This window comes from Micromonospora sp. DH14, from assembly GCF_029809455.1.
Classification (GTDB): domain Bacteria; phylum Actinomycetota; class Actinomycetes; order Mycobacteriales; family Micromonosporaceae; genus Micromonospora; species Micromonospora parva.
In genome coordinates this window covers 32952-59950 of the sequence record NZ_JARVKT010000025.1, presented here as the reverse complement: position 1 = coordinate 59950, position 26999 = coordinate 32952, and the positions used below count along the sequence as shown (strand labels likewise).

The window sequence follows — 26999 nt, the reverse complement described above, 5'->3', positions numbered from 1 at the left end:
GCGGAGTCAGCTGTCGCCGCCGGTCTCGCCGACCGGGGCGGCGTTGACGTCGTCGATCGCGTACTTCTTGGCGGCCTCGGCCGGCACCGTGGCCGGCACCGCGCCGCTGCGGGCGAGCTGCCGCAGCGTGGCCACCACGATCGACTCCGCGTCGACGTGGAAGTGCCGGCGCAGCGCGTGCCGGGTGTCCGACATGCCGAAACCGTCGGTGCCGAGCGACGTGTAGTCGCCGGGTACCCAGCGGGCGATCAGGTCCGGTACCGCGCGCATGAAGTCGCTGACCGCGACCTTCGGCCCGTCCGCGTCGGCCAGCTTCTGCTGGATGTACGGAACCTTCGCCTCGGCGCCCGGGTTGAGCAGGTTGTACTCCTCGGTCTCCACCGCGTCGCGGCGCAGCTCGGTCCAGGAGGTCACCGACCAGACGCTGGCACCCACCCCCCAGTCCTGGGCGAGCAGCTGCTGGGCCTTGAGCGCCCACTGCATCCCCGTGCCCGAGGCGAGCAGGTTGGCCTTCGGGCCGTCGACCTGCGGGGCCGGCGAGTAGCGGTAGATGCCCTTGAGCAGGCCCTCCACGTCCACGTCGGCCGGCTCGGCCGGCTGCACCGTCGGCTCGTTGTAGACCGTCAGGTAGTAGAAGACGTTCTCCTGCGCGTCCCCGTACATCCGGTGCAGACCCTGCTCCATGATGTGCGCGATCTCGTACGCGAACGCCGGGTCGTACGCGACGACGGCCGGGTTGGTGGCGGCGATCAGCAGCGAGTGCCCGTCCTCGTGCTGAAGGCCCTCACCGTTGAGCGTGGTCCGACCGGCGGTGGCGCCGAGCAGGAAGCCCCGGGCCATCTGGTCGGCCGCCGCCCACAGCCCGTCGGCGGTGCGCTGGAACCCGAACATCGAGTAGAAGATGTACATCGGGATCATCGGCTCGTCGTGCGTGGCGTACGACGAGCCGGCAGCGGTGAACGAGGCCACCGAACCGGCCTCGTTGATCCCCTCGTGCAGGATCTGCCCGGAGGTCGACTCCTTGTACGACAGGAACAGCTCGCGGTCGACCGAGGTGTAGCGCTGGCCGTGCGGCGAGTAGATCTTCGCGGTCGGGAAGATCGAGTCGAGACCGAAGGTGCGGGCCTCGTCCGGGATGATCGGCACCCAGCGCTTGCCGAACTCCTTGTCCTTCATCACGTCCTTGAGCAGGCGGACGAAGGCCTGCGTGGTGGCCACCTTCTGCTTGCCCGAGCCGCGCTTGACGTCGGCGAACCGCTCCGGGCCGGGGATGGCCAGCCGCTTGGTGCTGGTCCGTCGGGACGGCAGGAACCCGCCGAGCTGCTCGCGCCGCTCCTTGAGGTATGCCATCTCCTCGGACTTCTCGCCCGGGTGGAAGTACGGCGGCAGGTAGGGGTTGTCCTCCAGCGCCGAGTCCGGGATGTCGAGGTAGAGCCGGTCGCGGAAGGTCTTCAGGTCCTCCAGCGTCAGCTTCTTCATCTGGTGGGTCGCGTTGCGGCCCTCGAAGTGCGAGCCGAGCGTCCAGCCCTTGATCGTCTTCGCCAGGATGACGGTGGGCTGACCGGTGTGCTCGGTGGCCGCCTTGTAGGCCGCGTAGAGCTTGCGGTAGTCGTGCCCACCCCGCTTGAGGTTCCAGATCTCGTCGTCGCTGAGCGGCTCGACCATCTTGCGGGTCCGGGCGTCCCGGCCGAAGAAGTGCTCCCGCACGTACGCGCCCGACTCCGCCTTGTAGGTCTGGTAGTCGCCGTCGGTCGTGGTGTTCATGAGGTTGACCAGCGCGCCGTCGGTGTCCGCGGCGAGCAGCGGGTCCCACTCGCGGCCCCAGACGACCTTGATCACGTTCCAGCCGGCACCCCGGAAGAACGCCTCCAGCTCCTGCATGACCTTGCCGTTGCCCCGGACCGGGCCGTCCAGCCGCTGCAGGTTGCAGTTGATCACGAAGGTGAGGTTGTCCAGCTCCTCGCGGGCGGCCACGCCGATGGCGCCGAGCGTCTCCGGCTCGTCCATCTCGCCGTCGCCGAGGAACGCCCAGACGTGCTGCTGGGAGGTGTCCTTGATGCCGCGGTGCTGCAGGTACCGGTTGAACCGGGCCTGGTAGATCGCGTTCAGACCGCCGAGACCCATCGAGACGGTGGGGAACTCCCAGAAGTCCGGCATCAGCCGAGGGTGCGGGTACGAGGGCAGCCCACCGCCGGGGTGCGACAGCTCCTGGCGGAACCCGTCGAGCTGGTGCTCGCTGAGCCGCCCCTCCAGGAACGCCCGCGCGTACATGCCGGGGGAGGCGTGGCCCTGGTAGAAGATCTGGTCGCCACCGCCCGGGTGGTTCTTGCCCCGGAAGAAGTGGTTGAAGCCCACCTCGTAGAGCGACGCCGAGCTGGCGAAGGTGGAGATGTGCCCGCCGACGCCGATCTCCGGGCGCTGCGCCCGGTGCACCAGCATGGCGGCGTTCCACCGGACGTACGCCCGGATCCGCCGCTCGACGTGCTCGTCACCCGGGAACCAGGGTTCGCGCTCCGGTGTGATGGTGTTGATGTAGTCGGTGGTGGTCAGGGGCGGAACCCCGACCTGGCGCTCACGGGCCCGCTCCAGCAGGCGCAGCATGACGTAGCGGGCGCGCTTGGCACCGCGTTCGTCGATGACACCGTCAAGCGACTCGACCCATTCGCTGGTCTCTTCAGGGTCGATGTCCGGAAGCTGGCTCGGCAGGCCGTCGCTGATCACCGGGCGCTTGCGTTCCGTAGCCACAGGCGTTCCCTCGGTTGTGTGTGGGATAGGTCTCTAGCGCCATCCTGCCCCCTGGTGGCACCCCTCGTCACGTCTAGGTGCCCCGGACGCGACGCTCAACACAGGTACTCGTCGGTAACTTAGCGCTACGACCCGCTTTCGACACTTGTTCTGGCTTCCTACCGTGGTGGGATGAACGGACGGCGCGTGATTGTCGGCGGTGTGCTTCTGGCGGTCGGGGTGCTCCCGGCGGTTCCGGCGACCTGGGTGCTGGTGTCGGGTGAGCCCGCCGCGCTCCCGATCGTCATCTTCGGTCTGGCCGCAGCGATCTTCGGCGCGATCCACGTGCGTGCCGGCCTGCGGGAACCGGCGGCCCGGAGGGTGTGGCCCGTGCCCGGCCAGCGCGCCCGGCACGCGGACACCAGCACGCCGGTGAGCTACTACGGAAGCGACTCCGGCGGCTGGGACTGGGGCGGCGGCGGTGGCGATTCCGGCGGCGGTGGCGGTGGTGGGGACTCCGGCGGCGGTGGCGGCGGTTCCTGAGCCCGCGCTGCGGCAGAATGCGGTGTATGCGCAGCGACGTGATCACCGTCCAGACCGGGTCCCGGCCGGCCGTCCGGGACATCACCGCGGAGGCCCAGCAGTTCGTCTCCGGTGCGGGCGACGGCCTGCTGCACGTCTTCGTGCCGCACGCCACCGCCGGCCTGGCGATCATCGAGACCGGGTCGGGCTCCGACGACGACCTGCTCACCGCGATCGACGCGCTGCTGCCCACCGACAACCGCTGGCGGCACCGGCACGGCTCGCCCGGCCACGGCCGTGACCACGTGCTGCCGGCGTTCATCCCGCCGTACGCCACGGTGCCGGTGCTCGGCGGCCGACTGGCGCTCGGCACCTGGCAGTCGATCTGCCTGGTCGACACCAACGGCGACAACCCGACCCGCCAGGTCCGCTTCTCCTTCCTCCCAGGCTGACCCGCCGCCCCGCCCCGCCCCGCCCCGCCCCGCCGCTCCGTCCCGACCCCGCCCCGCACGCCCCCCTCAAGATCCGCACAACTTCCCCGAAACTGCTGCCTCAGCGCCTGGCGAGGCAGCAGGTTCCCTGATGTTGCGCGGATCTTGAGGCGTCGGGGCGGTTACGGGCGGACGGTCTCCTGGTCGACGGTTTGTTGGCCGGGGTCGACGGACGGCGCGCCGCCCCGCAGCGCCGACGGCAGCGGGTTGTCCGCCGTCTGGTGCAGGCCGGGCACGCGGTCCTCGATCACGAACGACGCCCGGGTGTACGCGGGCGCGTCCGGCCGGCTGACGTACGGCAACACGTCGAAGTCGGCGGTGAGCTGCCCCGGGGTGATCGTGGTGCGCACGTACCCGCGCAGGTTGTTCTGGAAGCGCAGGTGCGGGTTGAACGCGAACCACGGGTGCGAGCCGGACGCCGAGTCCGCGCCGTCACCGGTCGAGGTGATCGAGGAGCAGACCAACTCGGTGCCGACGGTGCGCGAGGTCGGGTCGGCGTAGTCCAGCTTGAGATCGCTGGCCCAGTGGGCGTGCACGTCGCCGGTCAGCACCACCGGGTTGCGTACCCCGGCGGCCAACCAACCCCGGGTGATGCGGTCCCGGGAGGCCACGTAGCCGTCCCAGGCGTCCATGCTGGTGACGGTGAGCGGGCCGGAGTTGTTGTCCCGCTGCGCGAAGAAGACCTGCTGGCCCAGGATGTCCCACTGGGCGTCCGAGCGGCGGAACCCGTCCAGCAGCCACGCCTCCTGCTCGGCCCCGGTGATCGACCGGGCCGGGTCGCTTGCCGCCGCGCAGTCCCGGTAGCCGTCGCCGCAGGCCTGGTCGTCGCGGTACTGCCGGGTGTCGAGCATGTGGAACGTGGCCAGCCGCCCCCAACGCACCCGCCGGTAGAGCTGCATGTCGATGCCGCGCGGGATCGAGGTGCGCCGCAGCGGCATGTTCTCGTAGTACGCCTGGAACGCCGCCGCCCGCCGCGCGGGGAACTCCGGGTCCGGCGCCTCGGGCACCTCGTCGGCCCAGTTGTTCTCCACCTCGTGGTCGTCGAAGACCACCGCCCACGGCGCCACCGCGTGCGCGGCCTGCAGGTCGGGGTCGGTCTTGTACTGGGCGTGCCGCTGCCGGTAGTTGGCCAGCGTCCGGGTCTCCGGTCCCTCGTGGTCACGGGGGTTGCCACCGGGCACGTTGTACGTGTCCGGGGCGTACTCGTACTGGTAGTCGCCCAGGTGCAGGATCAGCTCCGGCTCGGTCTCGGCCAGCCGCCGGTAGGCGGTGAAGTAGCCGTGCTCGTACTGGGAGCAGGAGGCGAAGCCCATCGCGAGGGCGGCGGGCATGGTCCACGGTGCCGGGGCGGTGCGGGTGCGTCCGGTCGGCGAGATGTGCCGCTCGGCCCGGAACCGGTAGAAGTACTCGCGCCCGGCCAGCAGGCCGGCCAACTCCACGTGCACGCTGTGCGCCGAGCGGGCGCGGGCGACAGCGACCCCGCGGCGCACCACGTGCCGGAACCGCTCGTCGGCGGCCAACTCCCAGTGCACCGGCACGTCGCGGTCCGGCATGCCGCCGAGGCCGTCCTCGGCCAGTGGCTGCGGGGCCAGGCGGGTCCACAACACGAACCCCTCGTGGTCGGGGTCGCCGGAGGCCACCCCGAGGGTGAACGGGTAGGCCAGCGGCCGGCCCGCCGCCGCGCCGGCCGCCGTCGGCAGCCCGGTGACCGCGCCCGCGGCGCCGATCGCGGCGCCGGACAGCAGGATGGTACGTCGGGACAGTGACACGAATCCTCCCCAGAGTCCGATCTTCGTGACTCCGGGAGCCTCGCGAGCCCCGGTGGCCGACAGGTGACAGCGAGTGGCCCTGCTCGTCGCCGGCAGTCGAACACCGATGACCACAGTCGATTCGTGCTGCTCGCCGACCGGCGGGTGCTCCGCCCGGCCGGGCCGGCCCGACGGCGCCCGTCACCGTACGATGTGGCGGTGACGCAGGAGGTGGGTCCCGCGGCGGGCGCACCGGTGGATCGCGCCGGTCTCGCCTTCGACGTGGTGCGCCGGATGGCGCACGTCACCGCCGCGCTGCGACACCGGCAGGGCTCCGCGTTCGCCGAGTTGGGCCTCACCCCGGCGGCGGCCCGGGCGTTGCAGGAGTTGGACCCGGACCACCCGCTGCCGGCCCGCGACCTCGCCGGTCAGCTGGGTTGCGACCGGTCGAACGTGACGGTGCTGGTCGACAAGCTGGAGCAGGCCGGGCTGGTCGAGCGCCGCACCGATCCCACCGACCGTCGGCAGAAGACGTTGCTGGTGACCGGGGAAGGGCGCGTCGTACGGGCCCGGGTGATCGAGGTGATGTCCGACTCCCGACTGCTGTCCGGGCTGACGGACGAGGAGCTGAACACCCTTCGTGACCTGGTCTGGAAGGTGTCCGACGGTGGCTGCCCGGAGGCCTGCGAGTCACAGTGAGCGCACCCCGGCCGGCCGTGTCCCACTGGGCGAGCCGGGCTCCCGTCGGTAATGCTGTCCGACGTGACCACCCCGCAAGATCTCGACGACCGGTTCCGGGAGACGCTGGCGGCGCTGCCCGCCGCCGAGCGGCGGCGTGACCCCGCCGACCCGGTCACCGACGACGCCCCACTGACCGGCGCGCAGCTGCTGGACCTGTTCGACGCGCAGGTGACCAGCCGGCAACTCGACCTGGCCGGCCGCTGGTTGCGCAGCTTCGGGGAGGGCTTCTACACCATCGGCTCGGCCGGTCACGAGGGCAACGCCGCCGTGGCCGCCGCGCTGCGTCCCACCGATCCGGCGTTGCTGCACTACCGCTCGGGCGCGTTCTACTGCCTGCGCGCCGCCCAGGTCGCCGCCGATCCCGCGCCGAGCGCCGAGCCGAGCACCGAAGCCGAGTCGACCACCGAGACCGGGCCGACCACCGAGACCGAGCCGACCTCCGCTCGGGTGCCCTCCGCCGACGCGGCGGTGTCCGAATCGGAGCCGTCCGGGTCCGAGGAGGTCACCGGTGGCTTCACGGCGTACGCCGACGCGGCCCGGGACGTGCTGCGCGGGATGGTCGCGTCCAGCCTCGAACCGATCGCCGGTGGCCGGCACAAGGTGTTCGGGCGCGCCGACCTGGCCATCGTGCCGACCACCTCCACCATCGCCTCGCACCTGCCCCGCGCCGTGGGCATGGGGCTCGCCGTGGAGCGGCTGCGCCGGCTCGACAGCGCCGGACGGCGTACCGGGGCCGGGGTGCGGCTCGGCAGCGGCGCCGGCGCCACGCACGCCCCCTGGCCGCCGGACGCGATAGTGGTCTGCTCGTTCGGCGACGCCTCGGTCAACCACGCCAGCGCCACCGCCGCCTTCAACACCGCCGGCTGGTACGACCACGCCGGGCTGCGCATCCCGGTGCTCTTCGTCTGCGAGGACAACGGGTTGGGCATCAGCGTCCGCTCGCCGGAGGGCTGGGTCGAGGCGACCCTGCGGGCCAAGCCGGGCATCCGCTACTTCAGCGCGGACGGAAGCGACCCGGTGCAGACGTACGCGGTGGCGGCGGAAGCCGCGGCCTGGGTGCGCCGCAACCGGCGCCCGGCCGTGCTGCACCTGCGCACCGTGCGGCTGATGGGGCACGCCGGGGCGGACGCGGAGTCGGCGTACCGCAGCCCGGCCGAGCTGGCCGAGGACCTGGACCGGGACCCGGTGGCCGGCACCGCGCGGCTGCTGGCAGCCGCCGGCATGGCGACCGGTGCGGAACTGCTCTCCCGGTACGACGAGACCGGCTGGCAGGTCCGCCGGCTGGCCGAGGAGGTGCTGGGCGAGCCGAAGCTGGCCGGCGCGGCCGACGTGGTGTCGACGCTGGCGCCCCGCCGTCCGGTGCGGGTGGCGCGGGCGGTGGCCGACGCCGCGGCGCGGGCCAGCGGGCCGGGCGCGGCCGCCCGGGCGGAGGCGTTCGGCGGTAAGCCGCCGGAGCTGGCCGGCCCGATGACGTTGGCGCAGAGCATCAACGCCGCGCTCGCCGACGGGATGCTCGACCACCCGCAGATGGCGGTCTTCGGTGAGGACGTGGCCGCCAAGGGCGGCGTGTACGGGGTGACGAAGGGGCTGCGCGACCGGTTCGGGGCGGCCCGGGTCTTCGACACCCTGCTCGACGAGACGTCGGTGCTCGGGCTGGGCCTCGGTGCCGGGTTGGCCGGGATGCTGCCGGTGCCGGAGATCCAGTACCTGGCGTACCTGCACAACGCCGAGGACCAGCTGCGCGGTGAGGCGGCCACCATGCGGTTCTTCTCGCAGGGGGCCTTCCGCAACCCGATGGTGGTGCGGGTGGCCGGCCTGGCGTACCAGGAGGGGTTCGGCGGCCACTTCCACAACGACAACTCGGTGGCCGTACTCCGGGATGTGCCCGGTCTGGTGATCGCGGTGCCGGCGCGGCCGGACGACGCCGCGCCCATGCTGCGGACCTGTCTGGCGAGCGCGGCGGTGGACGGCAGTGTGTGCGTGTTCCTGGAGCCGATAGCGCTCTACCACACCCGCGACCTGTACGCCGATGGTGACGGAGAGTGGCTGGCCGGCTATCCGGAGCCGGGCGGATGGGTGGCCGGTCACGTGCCGATCGGGCGGGCCCGGGTCTACGGGGTCGGCTCGGCCGACGACCTCACCATCATCACCTTCGGTAACGGGGTGCGGATGTCGCTGCGGGCCGCGGCCGTCCTCGCCGAGGAGGGGGTGGGCACCCGCGTGGTGGACCTGCGCTGGCTGGCCCCGCTGCCGGTGGCCGACATCATCCGGGAGTCCTCGGCGACCGGCCGTGTGCTGGTGGTGGACGAGACACGCCGCTCCGGCGGGGTCGGCGAGGGCGTGATCGCCGCGCTCGTCGACGCCGGGTATGTCGGTGCCGCGCGGCGAGTGGCGGGAGTTGACTCGTTTGTACCATTAGGTCCGGCAGCGCGTCACGTACTGGTCTCCGCGGAAGCCATTACCGACGGTGCCCGTACGCTGCTGGCACGGTAAATTCCGTTCCACCCGGTGCGCCACTTGCGCAGGGACCCACAACTGTGTGGACTTGCCTGACGGCGTCGGACCGACGCCGCGAGCAGGGACGAGATGAGGAGGCACGCGACAGTGAGCGCGACCGCTGGTCAGGCCGCCGACGGGGTACGCAGCCTGGCGGACCGGTTCGGGATCGAACCGGGGATGGTCGTCATGGAGATGGGGTACGACGAGGACGTCGACCAGGATCTCCGAGACGCCCTGACCGACCGCTGTGGAGATCTGGTCGACGAGGACACCGACGAGGTGGTCGACGCGGTGCTGGTCTGGTACCGGGACGGCGACGGCGACCTCTTCGAGTTGCTCGTCGATGCCCTCGGCCCGCTGGCCGACAACGGCGTCGTGTGGCTGCTCACCCCCAAGGCGGGGCGCGAGGGGCACGTCGAGCCGAGCGAGGTCGCGGAGTCCGCGCCCACCGCCGGCCTTCAGCAGACCTCGACCGTGAACGCCGGCCGGGACTGGAGCGGTGCACGTCTGGTGCTGCGTCGAGGGGCCAAGGCCAAGAAGTAGCCAGCGCCGCTCCGCGCGCCCGACGGTCCGCCCACCGCCGGGTGGCAGGCCGCTGCCGTTCACCCGACTCGACCCGAGGAGAGTGCGCATGCTCATCGAGGTTGGTGCCGAGGCACCGGACTTCGTGCTCAAGGACCAGAACAACCAGGAGGTCCGACTGTCGGACTTCCGGGGCAGGCGCACCGTGCTGCTGGTCTTCTACCCGCTCGCCTTCACCGGCATCTGCCAGGGCGAGTTGAGCGAGATCCGAGACAACCTCGACGAGTACGTGAACGACGACGTCCAGGTGCTGACCGTCAGCGTCGACTCGGTCTACAGCCACAAGATCTGGGCCGACCGTGAGGGCTACCAGTTCCCGATGCTGGCCGACTTCTGGCCGCACGGTGCCGTCGCCCAGGCGTACGGGGTCTTCAACGACGTGGCCGGCTTCGCCAACCGGGGCACCTTCGTCATCGACAGGACCGGCGTGGTCCGCTTCGCCGAGATGAACGGTCCGGGCGAGGCCCGCGACCAGCAGGGTTGGCGCAAGGCCGTCGCCGAAGCGACCAGCTGACCGGGGTACGCCGTGCACCCGGGTCGGTGGCGGGCAGGTAAGCTTGCCAGCCACCGGCCCGCCACGGGCGATCCGGGCGCGTAGCTCAGTGGGAGAGCACTCGCCTTACAAGCGAGGGGTCGCAGGTTCGAAACCTGCCGCGCCCACCCTTCACCATCTGCCGAATCACCTGTGCCGAGGCGCCGTCTGGCGTTGGCGACGTATCGAGTGGATCGACGCAGTCATGATCCAGGGTGCAGCATCCTGATCAGGACGGTACGCAGCGCGTTGGCGGCCTCGGCTGGAGACATCCGACCGGCGTCGACCTCCTCGCCGGCGGCGTGGCCGAGCTTGATGGTGATCGTGGCCAGCCAACTGGCCGGGAGCCCGTTGTCGAACTCGCCGCTCGCCTGACCGCGCTGGATCACGCGGTTGATCCGGTCGGTGACCGGTGCGTGGCGTTCCTCGTCCACCTGCGGGGTCACCGGAAGCGACGCGATCTGCTGGACGAGGACCGGATGGCGCCCGGCGGTCTGGGCGCCGGCCTCGAGGACGCGGATCAGCGCGTCCGTGGCCGATCCGTTGTCGGGGTCGGCGGCGTCCATCGCGGCGACGGCCTCGTCGGTGATGCGTCGCACGACCGCCGCCATCAGGTGCTCGCGGGACGGGAAGTGGGCGTAGACGGTCTGCCGGGTCACGCCGGCGGTGCTGGCGATGGCGTCGAGGCTCGCGTCGGGCTGCGCGTCGAGCAGTCGGACTGCCGCGTCGAGGATCGCGCTGCTGTTGCGCCGGGCGTCGGCACGGCGGTTGCGGTCTGCTGAGCCGGTCATCTTTTACACCTTGCCAAAGTTGTCGGAGGTCGATATTTTACAAGCTGTCAAGGTTCATCGAATCACAAGCTGACGGCGGGTGACATGGGCGGCCTCGATGGCAGCGATCCGAAAGAGTTCATCGCCAACTTCTTCACCTCCTTCATGAACGATCTGGTTCACGGCGACGAGGATCCGGCAGTGGTCGTCGACCGGTACCACACGCCCGACATCGTGCAGTTCGCCGACGGCAACCTGATGGATCGCGCCAAGCTCATCGCGCACACCCGTCCGGCGCGGAAACACCAGACCGGCGCCCGGTGGGAGGTGCACGAGGCGATAGCGGACGGGGACCGGATCGCCGCCCGCTACACACTGCACTTCCACACCTCGAAGCGGGCCGGCAGTGTGGACGTCCACTTCTTCGGGCAGTTCGCCGACGACGGGCGGATGCGTCAGGCGCACCTGCTCACCCGTTCCGTGCCGGCCAGGGCCAGCGACCGCGGGCAGGTGTCGCGATGACCGTCAGCAGCTATCGCGTGATCGGTATGGCCTGCGGGCGCTGTGCGGGCTTCGTCGCCGAGGAGATCGAACGGATTCCCGGTGTCACCGCCGTGGCGGTGGACGTCGAAGGCGACACCGCCACGGTGACGAGCGACCGACCTCTCGACATCGCCGAGGTGCGTGCCGCCGTCGAGGAAGCCGGTTACGAACTGCCCTGACCGTCGCTCACCCGCCTGCCGACGGAGCGGGCCGGACGGTCCGGAGCGATCACGCCATGATGGGTGGGTGCAGGACACCGTCGCCGTCGCGCTGATCACCTCACTGTCCACGTTGGCCGCCGCCACCCTGACCGGGCTGGTCGGCGCGCTCAGCACCCGCCGGCAACTGGCCCACCAACTCACCGTCGCCCGGCAGGAGAGCGTCGAGCGGTGGGCGACGCGTCGGGACGAACTGCGCCGCGACGCGTACGTCGGGTTTCTGAGCGCCTGCGACCAGGCGTACCGGCAGTTGGACCGGCGGTGGCTCGAATCCGGCGGGGGCGAGCCGGTGCCCGGCTACGACGAGGCGTACGCGGCGATGCGCGCCGTCGACGAGGCGTACAACCTGGTGTTGCTGGAAGGCCCGGCGGAGGTCGCGGCGGCCGGCCGGGCCGTGTTGACCAGCCTCACCGCGGAGCACGCCGACCAGCGCCGGCTCGGTGACGAGCCGGGTGACCGGGGTGCGCCGCTGCGCGACCGGCACCGGGAGCGTTGGCTCGCGGCGATCGAGGTACGCACGAATCACCGGATCTCGTTCGTCGACGCGGTTCGCCCGGTGCTGGGCCACGACGGCTGACGAGCCGGCATTCGGTTGGTTGAGCCCGGGGCGGCGTCGGATGGCGCCGACGCCGCCCCGGTTGCTCAGCTGTTGAAGCCGCCGTCCACGTTGACCACCGCACCGGTCACGTAGCCGGCCTCGGGGCTGGCCAGGTGCGCGACGGTGGCCGCGATGTCGGCGGGGCGGGCGTACCGGCCGACGGCGGTGAATCCGGTGATCGCCGCAGCGTTCGGCCCGTCCGCCGGGTTGGCGTCGGTGTCCGTCGGCCCCGGGTTGACCAGGTTGACGGTGATGTTTCGGGAGCCCAGTTCCCGGGCCAGGCCCCGGGTCAGCCCGACCAGAGCGGTCTTGCTCATCGCGTAGAGGCTCAGCCCGGGAAAGACCACCCGTTCACCGACGTTGCTGCCGATGCTGATGATCCGTCCGCCCTCGCCCAGGTGCCGCAGAGCCGCCTGCGCGGCGACGTACGGTGCCCGGATGTTGACAGCGACGGTCTGCTCCACCTCGGCCGAGCCAAGCTCGTCCACGGCGCCGACCGTGAACACCGCGGCGTTGTTCACCAGGATGTCCAGCCGACCCAGTTCGGCGGCTGCCCGGTCGACAGCGCCCCGCACGGCGGCCGGGTCGGCGCCGTCCGCCTGGATCGCCAGCGCCCGTCGGCCCAGCGCCTCGATCTGCTTCACCACTGTCGCGGCCCGCTCGGCGTCCTGCCGGTAGGTCAGCGCCACGTCGGCCCCGTCCTGGGCCAGACGCAGGGCGATGCCGGCCCCGATGCCCCGGGAACCTCCGGTCACCAGGGCGACCCTGTCGTTGAGTGTCGTCGTCATGCAAACGATCATCTGGCCGCGCGGCCTCGTCGTCTGGCGGCTATCGGACCCCTCGTTGCGACCCTCAGGTCCGATTCCCGCGATCCTCGACGGCCTGCGGACGCGGTGGGCCGCCATGATCCGCGCACCTTCACCGATCCTGCTGCCTCACTGGGCGACGAGACAGCAGGATCACCGAAGTTGCGCGGATCTTGCCAGGTGGGGGAGGGTGGGGCCGAGGGATGCGGGGAGAGTGGTCGTGGAACTGGCAGGCATCGGCGCGGTGCTGTTCGACATGGACGGGACCCTGGTCGACTCCGACGCCGCCGTGGAGCGGGCCTGGGAGCGGTGGGCCGCCGACTACGCCGTCGATCCGGCGGCGGCGTTGGCCATCGCGCACGGCAGCCCGGCCGACCGGACCATCCGCCGGCTGCTGCCCGCACTCGACGACGACGCGGTCGCCACCGCCGCCGCGCGACAGTTGGCGTTGCAGTACGACGACCTGTCCGACGTGACCGCCACCCCCGGTGCGCACGAACTGCTGAACGTGCTGGCCCGACTGGGGTTGCCCTGGGCGGTGGTGACCAGCGCCGACGCGCGGCTCGCCGAGGCCCGGCTCGACGCCGCCGGCATCAGGGCGCCGGTGCTCGTCACGGTGGAGGACGTCAGCGGCGGCAAGCCGGACCCGGAGGGCTACCTGCGGGGCGCGGCGCTGCTGGGCGTACCGGTGGCGCGGTGCCTGGTCGTCGAGGACGCCGAGGTCGGCCTGCGGGCCGGGCGGGCGGCCGGGGCGATGACCGCCGCATTGAAGGGACTCGACGGCGACCTGCGGCTGCACGACCTGGCGCACCTGGCACGCCAGCTGGATCCGCCGCCGACGGCATCCTGACCGGGCGGCCCGGCCGGCGCAGCCCTCTGTCCGCACCCGGCGGTGAATCAGTTGGCGCGTCCGAGTCGGCTCTGCTGCACTACCCGCTGGCGACGATGGAGGGGAGACGCGGTGGAGTTGACGTTGACGCCGATGACGGCGCCGGAGCTGACCCGCCTGCTGGGGGCACTGGAGCAGGGGTACGCCGAGGACCTGGTGGCCCACCGGGGGATGACCCCGGAGTCGGCCCGTGAGCGGACGGTCACCCAGATCGCGGAGTCGCTGCCGGCCGGCGTGGACACCGAGGGGGTGTTGCTGCGGATGGGCCGGGTCGGTGACACCGAGGTCGGCTGGATCTGGGTGACCCTGCCGACGGCCGCCGCCCCGAACCAGGCGTGGATCCACAACATCGAGGTGCACGAGGAGCACCGGGGACGCGGGTACGCACGGCGGATGATCCAGCTCATCGAGGCCGAACTCGCCCAGCTCGGCGTGCCGGAGCTGGGTCTGAACGTCTTCGGTACGAACACCGTGGCGCTCGGCCTCTACCGCAGTCTGGGCTTCGAGGTCACCTCGCAGCAGATGGCGAAACGCGTCACCCCGGCGGGCTGAACCGCCGCCGACGCCGTGCACTGTCGGTCCTCCCGGCAGGACTGTTCACCTGCCCAGCGGGAAACCGGCGCGGACCGCACCTGGGGAGGAGCGACGGATGACGCACGGCGCCGGACTGACCATCGGTGTGCTCGGCTCGTACGGTGGGCGAAACCTCGGCGACGAGGCGATCCTCACCGGCCTGCTCACCGATCTGCGGACGCAGGAACCGAACGCCCGGATCATCGTCTTCTCCCGGAACCCGGAGCACACCCGGGCCGCGCACCCGGACGTCGAAGCGGTGCCGTGGGAGGGCGTGAGCCGTACCGACTCGGCCCTGGTCCTGGCCCAGCTCGACCTGCTCATCCTGGGCGGCGGCGGCATCCTCTACGACCGGGAGGCCCGCCGTTACCTGCGGGTGGTCCGGGTCGCCCAGGAGCGGGGCCTTCCGCTGATCACGTACGCGGTGGGGGTCGGGCCGCTCAGCGACGGGGTGGACACCGGCATGGTCCGGGAAACGCTCTCCAGCGCGACCCAGGTGACCGTCCGGGACCAGGAGTCCCGGATGGTGCTGGAGGAGGCTGGCCTGCTCAACCCGATCACCGTCACCGCTGACCCGGCGTTCCTCCTGGAACCGGAGGAGTTCCCGGCCCACCTGCTGGCCGAGGAGGGGGTTCCGGTCGGCAAGCGGCTGGTCGGGATAAGCGTGCGGGAGCCGGGCCGGGCCGCCGAACGCCTCGACGTGGACGGTTACCACCGGCTGCTGGCCCAGATCGGTGATTTCCTGGTGCACCGGATCGACGCGTACGTGCTGTTCGTGCCCATGGAGCGGGACGACATCCGGCACGCCCACGGGGTGCTGTCGCACATGGTCGCCGCCGAGCGGGGTCGGATCCTGCACGGCACCTACTCTCCGCAGCAGGTGCTGGGGCTGATGCGCCACTTCGACCTGGCCGTCGGCATGCGCCTGCACTTCCTGATCTTCGCGGCGATGGTCGGTACGCCGTTCCTGCCCCTGCCGTACGCCGGAAAGGTCTTCGACCTGGCCCAGCGGCTCGGTGTGCCGGCGCTACGCGGTGTGGAGCGGGAGGTCGAGGGGCCGCTGCTGGCCGAGGTCGACCGACTGTGGGACGAGCGGGAGCAACGCGCCGACGCCACCGCGCGACGGGTGGCGGAGGTGTGCGAGCAGGCGCGGGGCACCTCGGAGGTCACCCGTGGCGTGTTGGAGAGTTTGCGCAGTCAGACCCTCACCCGGGTCTGAACCGGCATTCACACCGCCGGGCCGGTCCACCGGTAGCGCCACTCGCGGGCGTCCTCGCGGAAGTTCTCCAACTCGTAGATCTGCGCGTCGGCCAGCCCACCGGAGCCGAGGTGATGGTGGGTCAGCGGCGGGCGACCGTTGCTGTCGAGCTCGACGGTGATGGTCTGCCCGTCCGCCGTGCCGCCGACGAGAGGGATCTGCACGGAGGAAGCCATGCGCCCATCCTGCCCGGCGCAGCGCCCGCTCGCAGCGGATAGCGGGGCAGCGCGGTGACCGGCCCGTGGCTAGGGTCGGCGGATGGAGCAGACGATCGATCCCACGCTCGGTCCGGTGCTCGCCCGCACCGGCGACGAGCGCGCCGTCCTGACCTCGTTCCTCGACTTCCACCGGGCCGTGCTGCTGCGCAAACTGCGCGGTCTCTCCGACGCCGACGCCCGCCGCCGGCTGGTGCCCTCGGCGACCACGCTCGTGGGGCTGGTCAAGCACCTCACCCTCGTCGAGCGCAACTGGTTCCCGACCCTGTTGGCCCCCTCGCCCGGCGACGTCTACCTGACCTCCGAGGAGGACGCGGTCGCCAGCTTCATGCTCGACGACCAGGAGACCGTCGCCGGGCTCGTCGAGGCGTACGAGCGGGCCTGTGAGCGGTCCCGGGCGGTCGTCGCGAGCGTCGACCTCGACCACGTGGTGCCGCATCCGCAGCTCGGTGAGGTGTCGGTGCGGTGGATTCTGGTGCACCTGATCGAGGAGACGGCCCGGCACGCGGGCCACGCCGACATCCTGCGCGAGCTGACCGACGGCGAGTGCGGCGCGGTCTGAGCCCTGCCCCTGCGGTCCGAGCCGCCGATCATGGAGTTGCGGTGCCCGGTCGGCGGGCCGGTTCCTCTCTGGCATCGCATGATCCACTCGAGTTGCAGGAACGCGGCCCGTCACCGGGCCCGGGATACCGCGACTTCACAGAACGCGAGTGGATCAACGATGGCGTCGGTCGGTGGGGCGTCCGGTCGCTCAGCGGGAGGCGCCTATCCTGGTCGCGGGCGACGACGAGGGGGAACGGGTGCTGGTCATCCACGGGCTGTGGTTGCCCGCCGCCAGCTCTACCGGCGCCAGCTCGACCGGTGGCCTTGCTGTCTGGGCCGAGGACAGCGCGGCGCCGATTCCCGCTGTGCGTGCGGGCCGCCCGGCCCGGGACCGCCCGCACCCCTTCGCCGCCGGGCACACCGACCTGGCCGCCGTCCTCGCCGAGGCCGCCGAGCCGACCCGACCGGACACCGCGCTGCTCACCCTGCCCACCCGGGCGGGCGCGCCGACCGACTCACCCGAGCTGATCCGCACCACCGTCGCACCTGCGGTCCGCGGCCGGCTCACCCTGGCCAATTGGCGGGTGCCCATCCTGGTGTACGCCCCGGACGACGCCCTGTCGCTGCTGCACACCCTGGACGACATCCCGGCGGTGGCCGGGGCCACCCTGCGGCACCTCGCCGAGCTGGCCGACTTCGCCGCAGACCTGGTGACCCGTGGCCGGGTCCTGCCCGGCGTACGCACGACGACGGACGACCAACTGCCCGGCGCTGGTGCGACGACGGAAGACCAGCCGCCCGGTGCGACGGCGGGTGACCAGCTCTCCGGCGCTCACGGGACGGTGGCGTCTTCCGGGGCTGCCGGGCAGGTGCCCGCGCAGGCGGTCTGGCGTCCGCTGCTGACCGGCACCGATGCCGCCTGGGCGCGATCGCTGGCGCTGGCCCTGCCACCCGCCGCCCGCGCCGCCGTCCTGCCGGCCACGGCCGCCGGCTCGCCAACGCCCACCCCCGCCGCGCTGGTCGCGGACGCGCTCGACGCGTTGACCGACGCCGCCGCGCGGGCCGCGCTGGCGACCACCACGCTGGCCCGGGGGCTGCGCCCGGGTGGTCCGGCACCGGCCTGGTTGACCGCGCTCGCCGGCCCGCAGCGGGACTTCACCATCGACCCGGCCGGGCTGGCGACCCTCCGCGCTGAGCTGGACGCCTGGCAGCGCGACGCCGCCGGTGGCCCGGTGCGGGCCAGTTTCCGACTGGTCGAGCCGGCCCCCGACGAGGTCACCGAACCGTTCCTGGCCACCCGGCCGGCACCGGCCTCCGCGCCGGCACCGGCCTCCGCGCCGGCACCGGCCTCCGCGCCGGCAGTGGCCTCCGCGCCGGCACTGGCCGACTCCGCGCGGGGACCTGTCGACTCCGCGCCGGCGCCGGTCGACACCGCGCGGGCGGCGGTCGGGTCGACCGGTGGCGGGCGCTGGCGGCTGGAGTTCGGATTGCAGGCCGCAGACGAGCCTGGGCTGCACGTCGACGCCGGGGAGGTCTGGCGCGGGCCGCAGACACTCGGTGGCCTGGCGGGTCGGACGGCCAGCCCGCAGGAGACCCTGCTCGCCGAGTTGGGCCGGGCCAGCCGGCTCTGGCCGGACCTGGACGCCGCGCTGCGGACCGCCGCCCCGGAGGCGATGGAACTCGACGTCGAGGGAGCCCACCGGTTCCTCAGCGCGGGCGCCCCGGTGCTGCACGCGGCCGGCTTCGGGGTGCTGCTGCCGTCCTGGTGGCAGCGTCCGTCGGCGCGACTGGGTGCCCGGTTGCGGGCCCGTAGCCGCACCGCGCCGGGCACGGTCGGTGGTGTCGACGCCGGTGTCGGACTGGACGCCCTGGTCGACTACCGCTGGGAGATCGCCCTCGGCGACCAGCCGCTCTCCGCCGATGAGTTGGCGGCGCTGGCCGAGATGAAGACCCCGCTGGTCCGGCTGCGCGGCCGGTGGGTGGAGTTGGACCCGGGGCGGCTCGCCGCCGGTCTGCGCCTGCTCCGCTCCGCGGGCGAGCTGACCGTCGCCGACCTGCTCCGCCTCGGGCTGGCCGACGGCGAGGAGACCGGCGCGCTGCCGGTGCTGGAGGTGACCGCCGACGGTGCGCTGGGCGACCTGCTCGCCGGCGCGGTCGAGCGGCGGCTCACCCCGCTGGACCCGCCCCCGGGCTTTGAGGGGACGCTGCGGCCGTACCAGCAGCGTGGGCTGGCCTGGCTGGCCTTCCTGCGCTCCCTCGGCCTGGGCGGTGTGCTCGCCGACGACATGGGGCTGGGCAAGACCGTGCAACTGCTCGCGCTGCTCGCCGGGGACCCACCGGAGGCCGGTCCGACCCTGCTGGTCTGTCCGATGTCGCTGGTCGGCAACTGGCAGCGGGAGGCCGCACGGTTCACCCCGGGGCTGCGGGTGCACGTACACCATGGTGCCGAGCGGGCGCGGGGGGCGGAGTTCACGGCGGCCGCGCACGGCGCGGACCTGGTCCTCACCACCTACTCGGTGGCCGCCCGCGACGCCGCCGACCTGGCCGGCATCGACTGGCACCGGGTGGTGGTGGACGAGGCGCAGGCGATCAAGAACGCGTCGACCCGGCAGGCCGAGGCGGTCCGCGCGCTGCCCGCCCGGCAGCGGGTGGCGGTCACCGGTACGCCGGTGGAGAACCGCCTCGCCGACCTCTGGTCGATCATGCAGTTCGCCAACCCGGGCCTGCTCGGGCCGGCCGCGACGTTCCGCAAGCGGTTCGCCGAGCCGATCGAGCGGCACGGCGACGCCGAGGCCGCCGAGCGCCTGCGCCGGATCACCGGCCCGTTCGTGCTGCGTCGGCTCAAGACCGATTCGTCGATCATCTCCGACCTGCCGGAGAAGCTGGAGATGGAGGTGCTCTGCAACCTCACCGCCGAGCAGGCCGCGCTGTACCGGGTGGTGGTCGACGACATGCTCGCCCGGATCGAGACGAGCGACGGCATCGAGCGACGCGGCCTGGTGCTGGCCACCATGACCCGGCTCAAGCAGGTCTGCAACCACCCCGCCCAACTGCTGCGCGACGGCTCGCCGTTGGAGGGCCGTTCCGGCAAGCTGGCCCGGCTCACCGAGATCCTGGAGGAGGTGCTGGCGGCGGGGGAGCGGGCGCTGCTGTTCACCCAGTACGCCGAGTTCGGTGCGATGTTGCGCGGTCACCTGTCGGCGCGCTTCGGCCGGGAGGTGCTGTTCCTGCACGGTGGCGTCGGCAAGGCCGAGCGGGACACGTTGGTGCAGCGCTTCCAGTCGGCGGAGGGTCCGCCGCTGTTCGTCCTGTCCCTCAAGGCCGGCGGCACCGGGCTGACCCTGACCGCCGCGAACCACGTGGTGCATGTGGACAGATGGTGGAACCCGGCGGTCGAGGACCAGGCCACCGACCGGGCGTTCCGGATCGGGCAGCGCCGACGGGTGCAGGTCCGCAAGTTCGTCTGCGCCGGCACTGTCGAGGAGAAGGTGGCCGCGCTGATCGCCGACAAGCGCAGCCTCGCCGAGCGGGTCGTCGGCACCGGCGAGCAGTGGATCACCGAGTTGTCCACCGGCCAGCTGCGGGACCTGTTCGCCCTGGAGGCCGGGGCGGTGGTGGAGTGACGGACCGGTTCGCCGACTACGGGCGTCCCCGCCGGGTCGACGGGGGCCTGCGGGCCCGCAGCGCCCGAGGCGCCATCGGCCGGTCCTGGTGGTCGCGGCGTTTCCTGGAGGTGCTGGAGTCGTTCGCGCTCGGCACCCGGTTGACCCGGGGCCGGTCGTACGCGCGGGCCGGTCAGGTGCTCACGCTCGCCATCGCACCCGGGCGGGTCAGCGCGGTGGTGCAGGGCTCCCGGCCGCAGCCGTACCAGGTGTCGATCGGGGTGCGGCCGTTCCCGGCCGCGCTCTGGTCCCGAATCGAGAACGAGCTGGCCGGGCAGGCGTTCTTCAGCGCCCGGCTTCTCGCCGGGGACCTCCCCGACGAGTTGGAGGAGCTGTTCGCCGCCGCCGGTGCGCCGCTGTTCCCGGCGGCCGTCGACGAGTTGACCCAGCGCTGCAACTGCCCGGACTTCGCGGTGCCGTGCAAGCACCTCGCGGCCACGTTCTACCTGCTGGCCGAGGCGTTCGACGCGGACCCGTTCGAGCTGCTGCACTGGCGCGGTCGGTCCCGCGCGGAGTTGCTCGACGAACTCCGCGCCCGCCGGGCCGCAGCCACCGGTGCGACGCCACCGCCCCCGCCGGTCGACGAACCGTCCGAACCGGACGGTGTCGGGTCGGCGGTGGACGTCCTGACGCCGGTCGGTGCCGCCCGTGCGCTCGCCGGGCTGTCGGCGACGCCGCTGGCCGAGGCGGCGGACCGGTTCTGGTCGGCGCCGGTGCCGCTGCCTGATCGGCCGCCCCGACTGGTGACGGGCACCGACCTGCTGCTGCGCCAGCTCGGAGCGCCGGCTGCGGCCATCGGTGGGCCGGGAACGCTCGAACGGTTGCGTCGCGCGTACCGGGCGTTCGGCCCGGCCGACCGGTGAGCCGTCCCGTCGAGCGGTTGAGCAGTCATGTCCAGCGGCGGCGGAACCGCCACATGATCGCGGCGTTGGCCACCAGCACCACCGCGCAGATCGCGCCGGTGAGCCGACCGGCGAATACGGCTATCGCCGGCAGTGACGCCCACAGCACGATGGTCAACAACATCAGGTAGCGGCCCCTGCGGGCCCGCACCCGGTGGTCCAGCTTCTTGAAGAAGGCCGGGTCACTTTCCCGGAGCTGACGGGTGATCTGGTCGAATCTGCGCTGATCCTCTTTGCTGAGCATGGCGCTGCCTTCCCCTCACGCGTTCAGCGGTTCGGCGGCATACCCGCTGCGGTGGCGGCTCACGCTCGCCCGTTGCTGCTACTTTTCCTCCACGCGAGCGCCCCTCATGTCCGGCTTACCCGGACCTTAAGTTTGCCTTTGGTGGTGAACGGCGCCGAAAGTGTCGGCTACGGGCAAGTGGTCCGATCCGTACTCGCCTGGCGCGCGTACGCCCTGCTGGGAGAGTCTGCGGTCGGACCCCGCCCACCGCCCGCCGTCGAGGCCGCACTGAACGCTGTCTTAAGTGCCCTCACGGGTGTGTTCCGGCCACCTTGAAGGGCCCTGGGGGCTTGGTTACTTTGCCGTAGCAACTCCCTCAGGCAACAGTCGCCGCACTGCCGCACCTGCCCGGTAGCAGCTTCCGGCGCTCATCAGAAATCGGGATTGGTACATGGCCGACCAGAATGTGCCACCACGTCGACCGCGGGACGACCGCGGTTGGGACGGACACCAGCACCACAACGCTGACGGCTACGGCGACCCCCACCCGCCCACGCCCTACGGCTACGATTCGCCCCACCCCCAGCAGGGCGGCTACGCCGCGCCGGTCGACCCGCGTGAGCAGTACGCCGGGCACCCCGCCCCCGCCCCGCGCGGTCCGCAGTGGATCGGACCGGAGGGCCTTGGCCGCCCGGCTCCGGCCCGTCCGGCCGGCACCGGACTGCCCACCCTCGACGATGACGACGAACCGGGTCGCAAGGTCGGCCGACGCAAGGCGATGGTGGCCCTCGGCGGTACCGCCGCCGTCGTCGCCGGTGGCGCGGCGCTCGCCATGACCCCGCAGCTGCGGGGCCTCTTCGGCGACGAGGCGGTGGCCGGCGACGCGACCGGCAGCACGGTCACCGACGGCACCGCCGCACGGCCCAGCGGCCAGCAGCCCAGCACGGTGCGTACCTACACCGAGCAGAACGAGAGCTACATGGGCTCGCGCGCCGGTGAGGCGCTGAAGAAGAACGCGCCGGCCGGTGGGCGCACCTACTCCGGCCCGGCCGCGGCGGCGGCGGCGACCAAGGTGACAGTGAAGACGGTCCTGGCCAAGGACCCGATCCTGCACCTGGCCCGGCGCGCCACCTTCGGCGTGACGCCCGCGCTGCTCGCCGACATCAAGCGCGAGGGCATGGACGCCTGGATCCGCGCCCAGCTGGACCCGGACAAGTTGGAGCCGAGCAAGGGTGAGCTGAAGCTCGCCGAGCTGCCGACCCAGAAGCTCTCCGCGCAGCAGCTGCGTGACCAGCGGGACAAGCTCAACGAGCAGGGCGCCCAGCCGGAGCAGGAGATGGTCGACGCCACCATCGCCCGGCAGATCTGGTCCAAGCGCCAACTGTTCGAGGTGATGGTCGACTTCTGGAACGACTTCCTGCACGTCGCCGCGGACTTCGACGGCGGCGAGGTGTACCGCAACTCGTTCGACCAGGACGTCATCCGCAAGCACGCCCTGGGCAGCTACCCGGAGATGCTGGTCGCCGCGAACAAGCACCCCGCGTTGCTGATCTACCTGAACCAGAAGGACTCCCGCAAGGACGCGATCAACGAGAACCTCGCCCGGGAGAACCTCGAGCTCTACTCGGTCGGCGTCGACGGCGGCTACAAGGAGCCGGACGTCCGGCAGGCCGCCATGCTCCAGACCGGCCGTGGGGTCCAGGACGGCAAGTACGTCTTCCGCCCCGAGCAGCACTACGTCGGCAAGGTGAAGATCCTCGGCTTCACCCACCCGAACAACTCGGCCGACCCGAAGAAGGCCGAAGCGGCCATCGACGCGTACATCACCTACATCGCGACGCACCCGTCGACGGCGAAGTACGTGGCGCAGAGCCTGGCCACCCGGTTCGTCTCGGACACCCCGCCCAAGTCCCTGGTGGACCGGCTGGCCAAGACGTACACCACCAACAAGGGCATGATCAAGCCGGTCCTGATGACGCTCTTCTGCTCCTCGGAGTTCTGGGCCGGTGTGGGCCAGAAGGTGCGCCGGCCGATGGAGTACCTGGTGGCCACGTACCGCACCCTGGGCGTCTCGCCCGACGCGTCGCCGAAGCACAACAACGGCGACAGCAAGCGCACCGCGTACGCCCGAGGGCTGCGCCAGATCAACGACAAGCTGCGCGAGTTGGGCCACTACCCGATGGGCCAGCCCACTCCGGACGGCTACCCGGACGTCTACGTCGCCTGGACCTCGGCCGGCACCATGGTCAACGGCTGGAACGAGGCGGGCGAGATCCTCGCCGGCTACCGCACCACCTTCACGTACACCGCGCCGGAGAAGCTGGTCGCCAAGCCGCCGGCGACGGCCGGGGCGTACGTGGACGCGCTCTCCCTGCGGCTGGTGGGCCAGAAGTTCAGCACGCGGGAGAAGAACCTCATCCTCGGCGTGGCCGGTGTGGCGGCGACCGCCAAGGTCGACGCCACGTTCAACGGGGCCATCACCGCCGTCGCGCGGGCGATCCTCGCTTCCCCCCAGCACCACCTCCGGTGAGGCACCCGATGGAGAAGACTGTGTACAACTCTTTCCCCCTGCACCCCGAATGCCCGGACGTGCGACGGCTGGCCGACAACCCGGCCGAGGCGTTGCTGCGCGCCGAGGCCGACATCGTCGCCGCCGAGAACGCCGCCGAGTTCGACAGGTACCGCACCCTGGAGAACCTGGAGGAGGCCCAGCAGGACGGGCGGGGCGTGACCCGGCGGACCTTCGTCGCCGGTGCCGCGGCCACCGCCACCGCGCTGGCCACCGCCCAGTTCGTCACCACCTCGGCGTCGTTCGCGGCGACCAAGACCGGCACCCTGGTCCACGTCTTCCTCTACGGCGGGCTGGACGGGCTGAGCCTTGTCGCTCCGGACAACGACCCGGTGCTCGCCAAGGCCCGCCCGGACCTGCTGCTCGGGAACGACTCGTTGGCCCTGGGCCGCGGCTTCAAGCTGACCAGCGCGTTCAAGCCGCTGGAGAAGTGGCTCACCGCCGGTCAGCTGGGCTTCATCCCGGCGGTCTCGGACGAGCGGCTGTCCCGCAGCCACTTCCAGGCCGCGGACGCCTGCAACCTGGGCGGGCTGCCCAACGAGACCGGTGGCCGGGGTTGGCTCGACGGGCTCGTCGACAACCTCGGCAAGGGCACGGCGTTCCGCAGCGTCGGCATCGGCAGCACGCTGCCCCGCTCGCTCGTCGGCAACAACGGCGCGCTCTCGCTGAACAGCGTCGGCTCGTTGCGGCTCAACGGTGACGAGAAGTTCCGGGCGGCCACCGAGAAGGCCATCAAGGGGCTCTTCACCGGGATCAACCACCCGGTCGAGGAGGCCGTGCAGGAGGGCATGGGCGCGCTGTCCACCGCGCAGAAGCTCGCCGCCAAGCCGTACCAGCCCGCCGCGGGCGTCACGTACGAGGGCGTCGGTCGGGCGTTCCAGCAGCTCGCCCAGCTGATCAAGGGCGGCGCCAACGTGCGGGTAGCCACCGTCGGCATGGGTGGCTACGACACCCATGAGAACCAGGGCACCCGCGAGGGCGGCCAGCTGCACCGCCGGTTGAACGAGCTGGCCAGCGCGATGGCCGCGTTCTTCACCGACCTCGGCCCGCAGGCCGCCGACGTGACGATCATGGTCTCCAGCGAGTTCGGCAGGCGGGTCGGCTCCAACACCGGCGGCACCGACCACGGGCACGGCGGCGTGGTCACCCTGCTGTCCGGCAAGAAGCTGGCCGGTTCGCTGCTGGGCACCTGGAACGGTCTGGACAAGCTGGACTCCGGTGACGTGCCGGAGTACAACAACATGTTCAACGTCTACGGCGCGGTGGCCCAGGGCCGGTTCGGGCTCACCAACGCGGAGGTCGACAAGATCTTCCCCCGCCAGAAGTACGCCCCGATGAAGCTGTACGCGTGACGTATTCGCACACCCACTCCACCGGCCGTCGTACCGGGACCTCGTCCCGGCACGACGGCCGGTCGGCGACACCCGTACCCCCGCAGAGCCCGGCCCGGCGCGGACCCGGCGGCCGGCGGCTGCTGGGCGTGCTGCTCCTGGTCGGCCTGCTCGCCAGCGTGCTCCCGTGGTGGTTGGGCACCCCCGCCGGATCGCTGCGCACCACCGCCGCCACCGTCACCGCCGCCGGCCGGATCACCGGCCTGGTCGCCGGCTACCTGCTGCTGGTGCAGGTGCTGATGATGAGTCGCCTGCCGGTGCTGGAACGGTGGATCGGCGGGGAGCACACCGCCCGCTGGCACCGGGACATCGGGGCCACCCTGCTGGTCACCGTGCTGGCGCACATGTCGCTGATCCTCGTCGGCTACGCCGACCTGCGTAACCAGTCGATCCTCGCCGAGGTCGGCACGTTGCTCGGCGACTACGAGGACATGGTCTCCGCGTTCGCCGCCACCGGCATCATGGTGCTTGTCGGGTTCACCAGCATCCGGGCGATCCGGCGGGCGTTGCCCTACGAGCTGTGGCACCTGCTGCACCTGTCCAGCTACCTGATCCTGCTGCTCGGCTTCGGCCACCAGTTCACCCACGGCGCGCAGCTGTACAAGCCCGGCCCGGTGCGCACCGGCTGGATCGCGCTCTACGTGCTGGTGGTCGCCGCCCTGCTCTGGGGGCGGGTGATCGCGCCGCTGGCGTTCAACCTGCGCTACAAGCTGCGGGTCGCCGACGTGGTCGCCGAGAGCACCGACACGATCTCCATCTACCTCACCGGGGAGCGGCTCGGCCGGCTGGCGATGCTCGGCGGCCAACACTTCCGCTGGCGCTTCCTCACCCGGGGCTGCTGGTGGCAGTCGCACCCGTTCTCCGTCTCCGCCGCCGCCAACGGCCGCTGGCTGCGGATCACCGTGAAGGTGGTCGGCACCCACACCGCCGACCTGCGCGACCTGGACCCGGGCACCCGGGTCTGGGCCGAGGGCCCCTCGGGCACCTTCACCGCCGCGCACCGGCTGCGCGAGCGGGCGCTGCTGATCGCCGGCGGGAGCGGCATCACCCCGATCCGGGCGATGCTGGAGGAACTGCCGCCGGGCGCCGCGCTGATCTACCGGGCCCGCACACCGGCCGACGTGCTGCTCAGCCGCGAGTTGGACTGGCTGGCCCAGGAGCGCGACACCTCGCTCTGGTACGTCATCGGTTCCCGCGACGACCCCGGCCCCCGCCAGCTGATGAGCCCGGACGGGCTGCGGCAACTGGTGCCCGACGTGGCCCGGCGCGACGTCTACCTGTGCGGGCCGCCCGGGTTGGTGGAACAGTCGGTGCGGGCGCTGCGCCGGGCCGGCGTGCCCCGGCGGCAGATCCACCTGGCCACGTTCGAGCTGTAGGAAGGGCATACCCATGCGTCGCGCGCTCCTCGCGATCACCGGCCTGGCGGCCAGCACCACCGCGCTGGTGGTGTTCAAGGGCTCGCCGGGCGCCACCCAGGTCGCCCAGAACCTGCCGACCGCCCAGCCGGTCAACCCCACCGCGCCGGGCGCCGACCCGGCCGCGCCGGGCACGGACCCGGCCGGGGAGGTGGCCACGCCGTCGAAGACGGCCGACCCGCCGGTGTCGCCCAAGCCCGGCAAGACCACCGCCCGCCCCTCCGGCACGAAGACCACGACGAAGGCCCCGAGCACCCCGCGTACCACCAAGGCGGCCCAGCCGACCACCCGCCGGGTCACCGGCAACGGCTTCGACAACGAGTACGGGTACGTGCAGGTGCAGATCGTCGTCTCGGGTAACCGGATCGTCGAGGCGGTCGCGCTGTCGCTGCCCAGCGGGGGTGAGTCCGACATCCACAGCGGTGACGTGCGCGACCGCTACGACGGCAGCGGCGGCGAGGTGGTGCAGAAGCAGAACGCCAACCTCAACACCGTCTCCGGGGCCACCGAGACCAGCAACTCCTACAGGCAGTCGCTGCGGTCCGCCATCGAGCAGGCATTCTGACGTGCGGGCCACGCTGACCC

General features: G+C 72.0%; 25 protein-coding genes and 1 tRNA gene. 20 read left to right on the top strand and 6 right to left on the bottom strand.

Going from position 1 to position 26999, the window contains the following annotated elements:
* Positions 1–6 precede the first annotated feature (6 nt).
* Positions 7–2745, bottom strand: coding sequence for a pyruvate dehydrogenase (acetyl-transferring), homodimeric type (aceE, locus tag QCZ28_RS25795; protein WP_347815131.1), 2739 nt, complete (start codon positions 2743–2745; stop codon positions 7–9).
* 171 nt (positions 2746–2916) lie between these two features.
* Here aceE and QCZ28_RS25790 point away from each other — a divergent pair, with 171 nt between their 5' ends.
* Positions 2917–3267 (top strand): hypothetical protein, encoded by a 351-nt coding sequence (locus QCZ28_RS25790; RefSeq protein WP_279519064.1) that lies wholly within the window; start codon positions 2917–2919, stop codon positions 3265–3267.
* 26 nt (positions 3268–3293) lie between these two features.
* Positions 3294–3698 (top strand): YjbQ family protein, encoded by a 405-nt coding sequence (locus QCZ28_RS25785; protein ID WP_279519063.1) that lies wholly within the window; start codon positions 3294–3296, stop codon positions 3696–3698.
* 161 nt (positions 3699–3859) lie between these two features.
* Here the strand turns inward: QCZ28_RS25785 and QCZ28_RS25780 are convergent, their stop codons facing one another.
* Positions 3860–5506, bottom strand: a complete 1647-nt coding sequence (locus tag QCZ28_RS25780; RefSeq protein ID WP_279519062.1) for an alkaline phosphatase D family protein — start codon at positions 5504–5506, stop codon at positions 3860–3862.
* A gap of 273 nt (positions 5507–5779) precedes the next feature.
* Between QCZ28_RS25780 and QCZ28_RS25775 the strand changes: the two genes are divergently transcribed.
* The 5 genes from QCZ28_RS25775 to QCZ28_RS25755 all read left to right on the top strand — a co-directional run bounded on the left by QCZ28_RS25775 (position 5780) and on the right by QCZ28_RS25755 (position 9967).
* Positions 5780–6184: a MarR family winged helix-turn-helix transcriptional regulator gene (locus tag QCZ28_RS25775; RefSeq protein WP_279519099.1), complete on the top strand. Its 405-nt coding sequence runs from the start codon at positions 5780–5782 to the stop codon at positions 6182–6184.
* A gap of 51 nt (positions 6185–6235) precedes the next feature.
* Positions 6236–8719 (top strand): thiamine pyrophosphate-dependent enzyme, encoded by a 2484-nt coding sequence (locus QCZ28_RS25770; protein ID WP_279519061.1) that lies wholly within the window; start codon positions 6236–6238, stop codon positions 8717–8719.
* A gap of 111 nt (positions 8720–8830) precedes the next feature.
* Positions 8831–9268 carry a DUF3052 domain-containing protein gene (locus QCZ28_RS25765; RefSeq protein WP_117673355.1) on the top strand — a complete coding sequence of 146 codons (438 nt, stop codon included), beginning with the start codon at positions 8831–8833 and terminating at the stop codon, positions 9266–9268.
* A gap of 88 nt (positions 9269–9356) precedes the next feature.
* Complete coding sequence (locus tag QCZ28_RS25760) at positions 9357–9821, top strand: peroxiredoxin (RefSeq protein WP_279519060.1); 465 nt, start codon at positions 9357–9359, stop codon at positions 9819–9821.
* A gap of 74 nt (positions 9822–9895) precedes the next feature.
* Positions 9896–9967: transfer RNA gene (locus QCZ28_RS25755), tRNA-Val, on the top strand.
* 75 nt (positions 9968–10042) lie between these two features.
* Here QCZ28_RS25755 and QCZ28_RS25750 read toward each other — a convergent pair.
* Entirely contained in the window at positions 10043–10630 is a 588-nt protein-coding gene (locus QCZ28_RS25750) for a TetR/AcrR family transcriptional regulator (RefSeq protein ID WP_279519059.1), read from the bottom strand.
* An 84-nt stretch (positions 10631–10714) separates the two neighbouring features.
* On the opposite strand from QCZ28_RS25750, the gene QCZ28_RS25745 reads away from it, so the two are divergent.
* The 3 genes from QCZ28_RS25745 (at position 10715) to QCZ28_RS25735 (ending at position 11947) form a co-directional block, all read left to right on the top strand.
* Positions 10715–11131: a nuclear transport factor 2 family protein gene (locus tag QCZ28_RS25745; RefSeq protein WP_279519058.1), complete on the top strand. Its 417-nt coding sequence runs from the start codon at positions 10715–10717 to the stop codon at positions 11129–11131.
* On the top strand, positions 11128–11331 hold the full coding sequence (locus QCZ28_RS25740; protein WP_279519057.1) for a heavy-metal-associated domain-containing protein: 204 nt from the start codon (positions 11128–11130) through the stop codon (positions 11329–11331). Before QCZ28_RS25745 ends, QCZ28_RS25740 begins: the two co-directional genes overlap by 4 nt.
* Before the next feature lie 67 nt (positions 11332–11398).
* The gene (locus QCZ28_RS25735) at positions 11399–11947 is read left to right on the top strand and encodes a hypothetical protein (protein ID WP_279519056.1); all 549 of its coding nucleotides are present in this window, start codon (positions 11399–11401) and stop codon (positions 11945–11947) included.
* Between the two features lie 65 nt (positions 11948–12012).
* Here the strand turns inward: QCZ28_RS25735 and QCZ28_RS25730 are convergent, their stop codons facing one another.
* On the bottom strand, positions 12013–12756 hold the full coding sequence (locus QCZ28_RS25730; protein ID WP_279519055.1) for an SDR family oxidoreductase: 744 nt from the start codon (positions 12754–12756) through the stop codon (positions 12013–12015).
* A gap of 238 nt (positions 12757–12994) precedes the next feature.
* On the opposite strand from QCZ28_RS25730, the gene QCZ28_RS25725 reads away from it, so the two are divergent.
* The 3 genes from QCZ28_RS25725 (at position 12995) to QCZ28_RS25715 (ending at position 15455) form a co-directional block, all read left to right on the top strand.
* Positions 12995–13624 (top strand): HAD-IA family hydrolase, encoded by a 630-nt coding sequence (locus tag QCZ28_RS25725; protein ID WP_279519054.1) that lies wholly within the window; start codon positions 12995–12997, stop codon positions 13622–13624.
* Between the two features lie 111 nt (positions 13625–13735).
* The gene (locus QCZ28_RS25720; protein WP_279519053.1) at positions 13736–14215 is read left to right on the top strand and encodes a GNAT family N-acetyltransferase; all 480 of its coding nucleotides are present in this window, start codon (positions 13736–13738) and stop codon (positions 14213–14215) included.
* 97 nt (positions 14216–14312) lie between these two features.
* Positions 14313–15455 carry a polysaccharide pyruvyl transferase family protein gene (locus tag QCZ28_RS25715; protein ID WP_279519052.1) on the top strand — a complete coding sequence of 381 codons (1143 nt, stop codon included), beginning with the start codon at positions 14313–14315 and terminating at the stop codon, positions 15453–15455.
* An 8-nt stretch (positions 15456–15463) separates the two neighbouring features.
* Here QCZ28_RS25715 and QCZ28_RS25710 read toward each other — a convergent pair whose 3' ends face one another.
* The gene (locus QCZ28_RS25710; RefSeq protein ID WP_030330229.1) at positions 15464–15670 is read right to left on the bottom strand and encodes a hypothetical protein; all 207 of its coding nucleotides are present in this window, start codon (positions 15668–15670) and stop codon (positions 15464–15466) included.
* A gap of 82 nt (positions 15671–15752) precedes the next feature.
* On the opposite strand from QCZ28_RS25710, the gene QCZ28_RS25705 reads away from it, so the two are divergent.
* From QCZ28_RS25705 to QCZ28_RS25695, 3 genes are all read left to right on the top strand, one after another.
* Complete coding sequence (locus QCZ28_RS25705; protein ID WP_279519051.1) at positions 15753–16271, top strand: DinB family protein; 519 nt, start codon at positions 15753–15755, stop codon at positions 16269–16271.
* A gap of 262 nt (positions 16272–16533) precedes the next feature.
* Positions 16534–19875, top strand: coding sequence for a DEAD/DEAH box helicase (locus QCZ28_RS25700; RefSeq protein WP_279519098.1), 3342 nt, complete (start codon positions 16534–16536; stop codon positions 19873–19875).
* Positions 19872–20777 carry an SWIM zinc finger family protein gene (locus QCZ28_RS25695; protein WP_279519050.1) on the top strand — a complete coding sequence of 302 codons (906 nt, stop codon included), beginning with the start codon at positions 19872–19874 and terminating at the stop codon, positions 20775–20777. Before QCZ28_RS25700 ends, QCZ28_RS25695 begins: the two co-directional genes overlap by 4 nt.
* A 25-nt stretch (positions 20778–20802) precedes the next feature.
* Here QCZ28_RS25695 and QCZ28_RS25690 read toward each other — a convergent pair whose 3' ends face one another.
* Positions 20803–21060: a DUF3040 domain-containing protein gene (locus QCZ28_RS25690; protein ID WP_030330224.1), complete on the bottom strand. Its 258-nt coding sequence runs from the start codon at positions 21058–21060 to the stop codon at positions 20803–20805.
* Positions 21061–21490: 430 nt separating this feature from the next.
* On the opposite strand from QCZ28_RS25690, the gene QCZ28_RS25685 reads away from it, so the two are divergent.
* From QCZ28_RS25685 to QCZ28_RS25670, 4 genes are read left to right on the top strand one after another with little or no spacing between them, the layout of a single operon-like run.
* Complete coding sequence (locus QCZ28_RS25685) at positions 21491–23569, top strand: DUF1800 domain-containing protein (RefSeq protein WP_279519049.1); 2079 nt, start codon at positions 21491–21493, stop codon at positions 23567–23569.
* A gap of 8 nt (positions 23570–23577) precedes the next feature.
* Complete coding sequence (locus QCZ28_RS25680) at positions 23578–24960, top strand: DUF1501 domain-containing protein (RefSeq protein WP_279519048.1); 1383 nt, start codon at positions 23578–23580, stop codon at positions 24958–24960.
* Positions 24957–26375 (top strand): ferredoxin reductase family protein, encoded by a 1419-nt coding sequence (locus tag QCZ28_RS25675; protein WP_279519047.1) that lies wholly within the window; start codon positions 24957–24959, stop codon positions 26373–26375. Before QCZ28_RS25680 ends, QCZ28_RS25675 begins: the two co-directional genes overlap by 4 nt.
* 13 nt (positions 26376–26388) lie before the next feature.
* Positions 26389–26979, top strand: a complete 591-nt coding sequence (locus QCZ28_RS25670; RefSeq protein WP_279519046.1) for an FMN-binding protein — start codon at positions 26389–26391, stop codon at positions 26977–26979.
* Positions 26980–26999 lie beyond the last annotated feature (20 nt).

Excerpts from the sequence above, each read along its gene's own strand:
- QCZ28_RS25740 (WP_279519057.1), top strand. The coding sequence starts at position 11,128 with ATGACCGTCAGCAGCTATCGCGTGATCGGTATGGCCTGCGGGCGCTGT.
- QCZ28_RS25730 (WP_279519055.1), bottom strand. The coding sequence starts at position 12,756 with ATGACGACGACACTCAACGACAGGGTCGCCCTGGTGACCGGAGGTTCC.
- QCZ28_RS25710 (WP_030330229.1), bottom strand. The coding sequence starts at position 15,670 with ATGGCTTCCTCCGTGCAGATCCCTCTCGTCGGCGGCACGGCGGACGGG.
- QCZ28_RS25760 (WP_279519060.1), top strand. The coding sequence starts at position 9,357 with ATGCTCATCGAGGTTGGTGCCGAGGCACCGGACTTCGTGCTCAAGGAC.
- QCZ28_RS25680 (WP_279519048.1), top strand. The coding sequence starts at position 23,578 with ATGGAGAAGACTGTGTACAACTCTTTCCCCCTGCACCCCGAATGCCCG.
- QCZ28_RS25670 (WP_279519046.1), top strand. The coding sequence starts at position 26,389 with ATGCGTCGCGCGCTCCTCGCGATCACCGGCCTGGCGGCCAGCACCACC.
- QCZ28_RS25770 (WP_279519061.1), top strand. The coding sequence starts at position 6,236 with ATGCTGTCCGACGTGACCACCCCGCAAGATCTCGACGACCGGTTCCGG.
- QCZ28_RS25790 (WP_279519064.1), top strand. The coding sequence starts at position 2,917 with ATGAACGGACGGCGCGTGATTGTCGGCGGTGTGCTTCTGGCGGTCGGG.
- QCZ28_RS25750 (WP_279519059.1), bottom strand. The coding sequence starts at position 10,630 with ATGACCGGCTCAGCAGACCGCAACCGCCGTGCCGACGCCCGGCGCAAC.
- QCZ28_RS25785 (WP_279519063.1), top strand. The coding sequence starts at position 3,294 with ATGCGCAGCGACGTGATCACCGTCCAGACCGGGTCCCGGCCGGCCGTC.
- QCZ28_RS25705 (WP_279519051.1), top strand. The coding sequence starts at position 15,753 with ATGGAGCAGACGATCGATCCCACGCTCGGTCCGGTGCTCGCCCGCACC.
- QCZ28_RS25715 (WP_279519052.1), top strand. The coding sequence starts at position 14,313 with ATGACGCACGGCGCCGGACTGACCATCGGTGTGCTCGGCTCGTACGGT.
- QCZ28_RS25690 (WP_030330224.1), bottom strand. The coding sequence starts at position 21,060 with ATGCTCAGCAAAGAGGATCAGCGCAGATTCGACCAGATCACCCGTCAG.
- QCZ28_RS25775 (WP_279519099.1), top strand. The coding sequence starts at position 5,780 with ATGGCGCACGTCACCGCCGCGCTGCGACACCGGCAGGGCTCCGCGTTC.
- QCZ28_RS25745 (WP_279519058.1), top strand. The coding sequence starts at position 10,715 with ATGGGCGGCCTCGATGGCAGCGATCCGAAAGAGTTCATCGCCAACTTC.
- QCZ28_RS25685 (WP_279519049.1), top strand. The coding sequence starts at position 21,491 with ATGGCCGACCAGAATGTGCCACCACGTCGACCGCGGGACGACCGCGGT.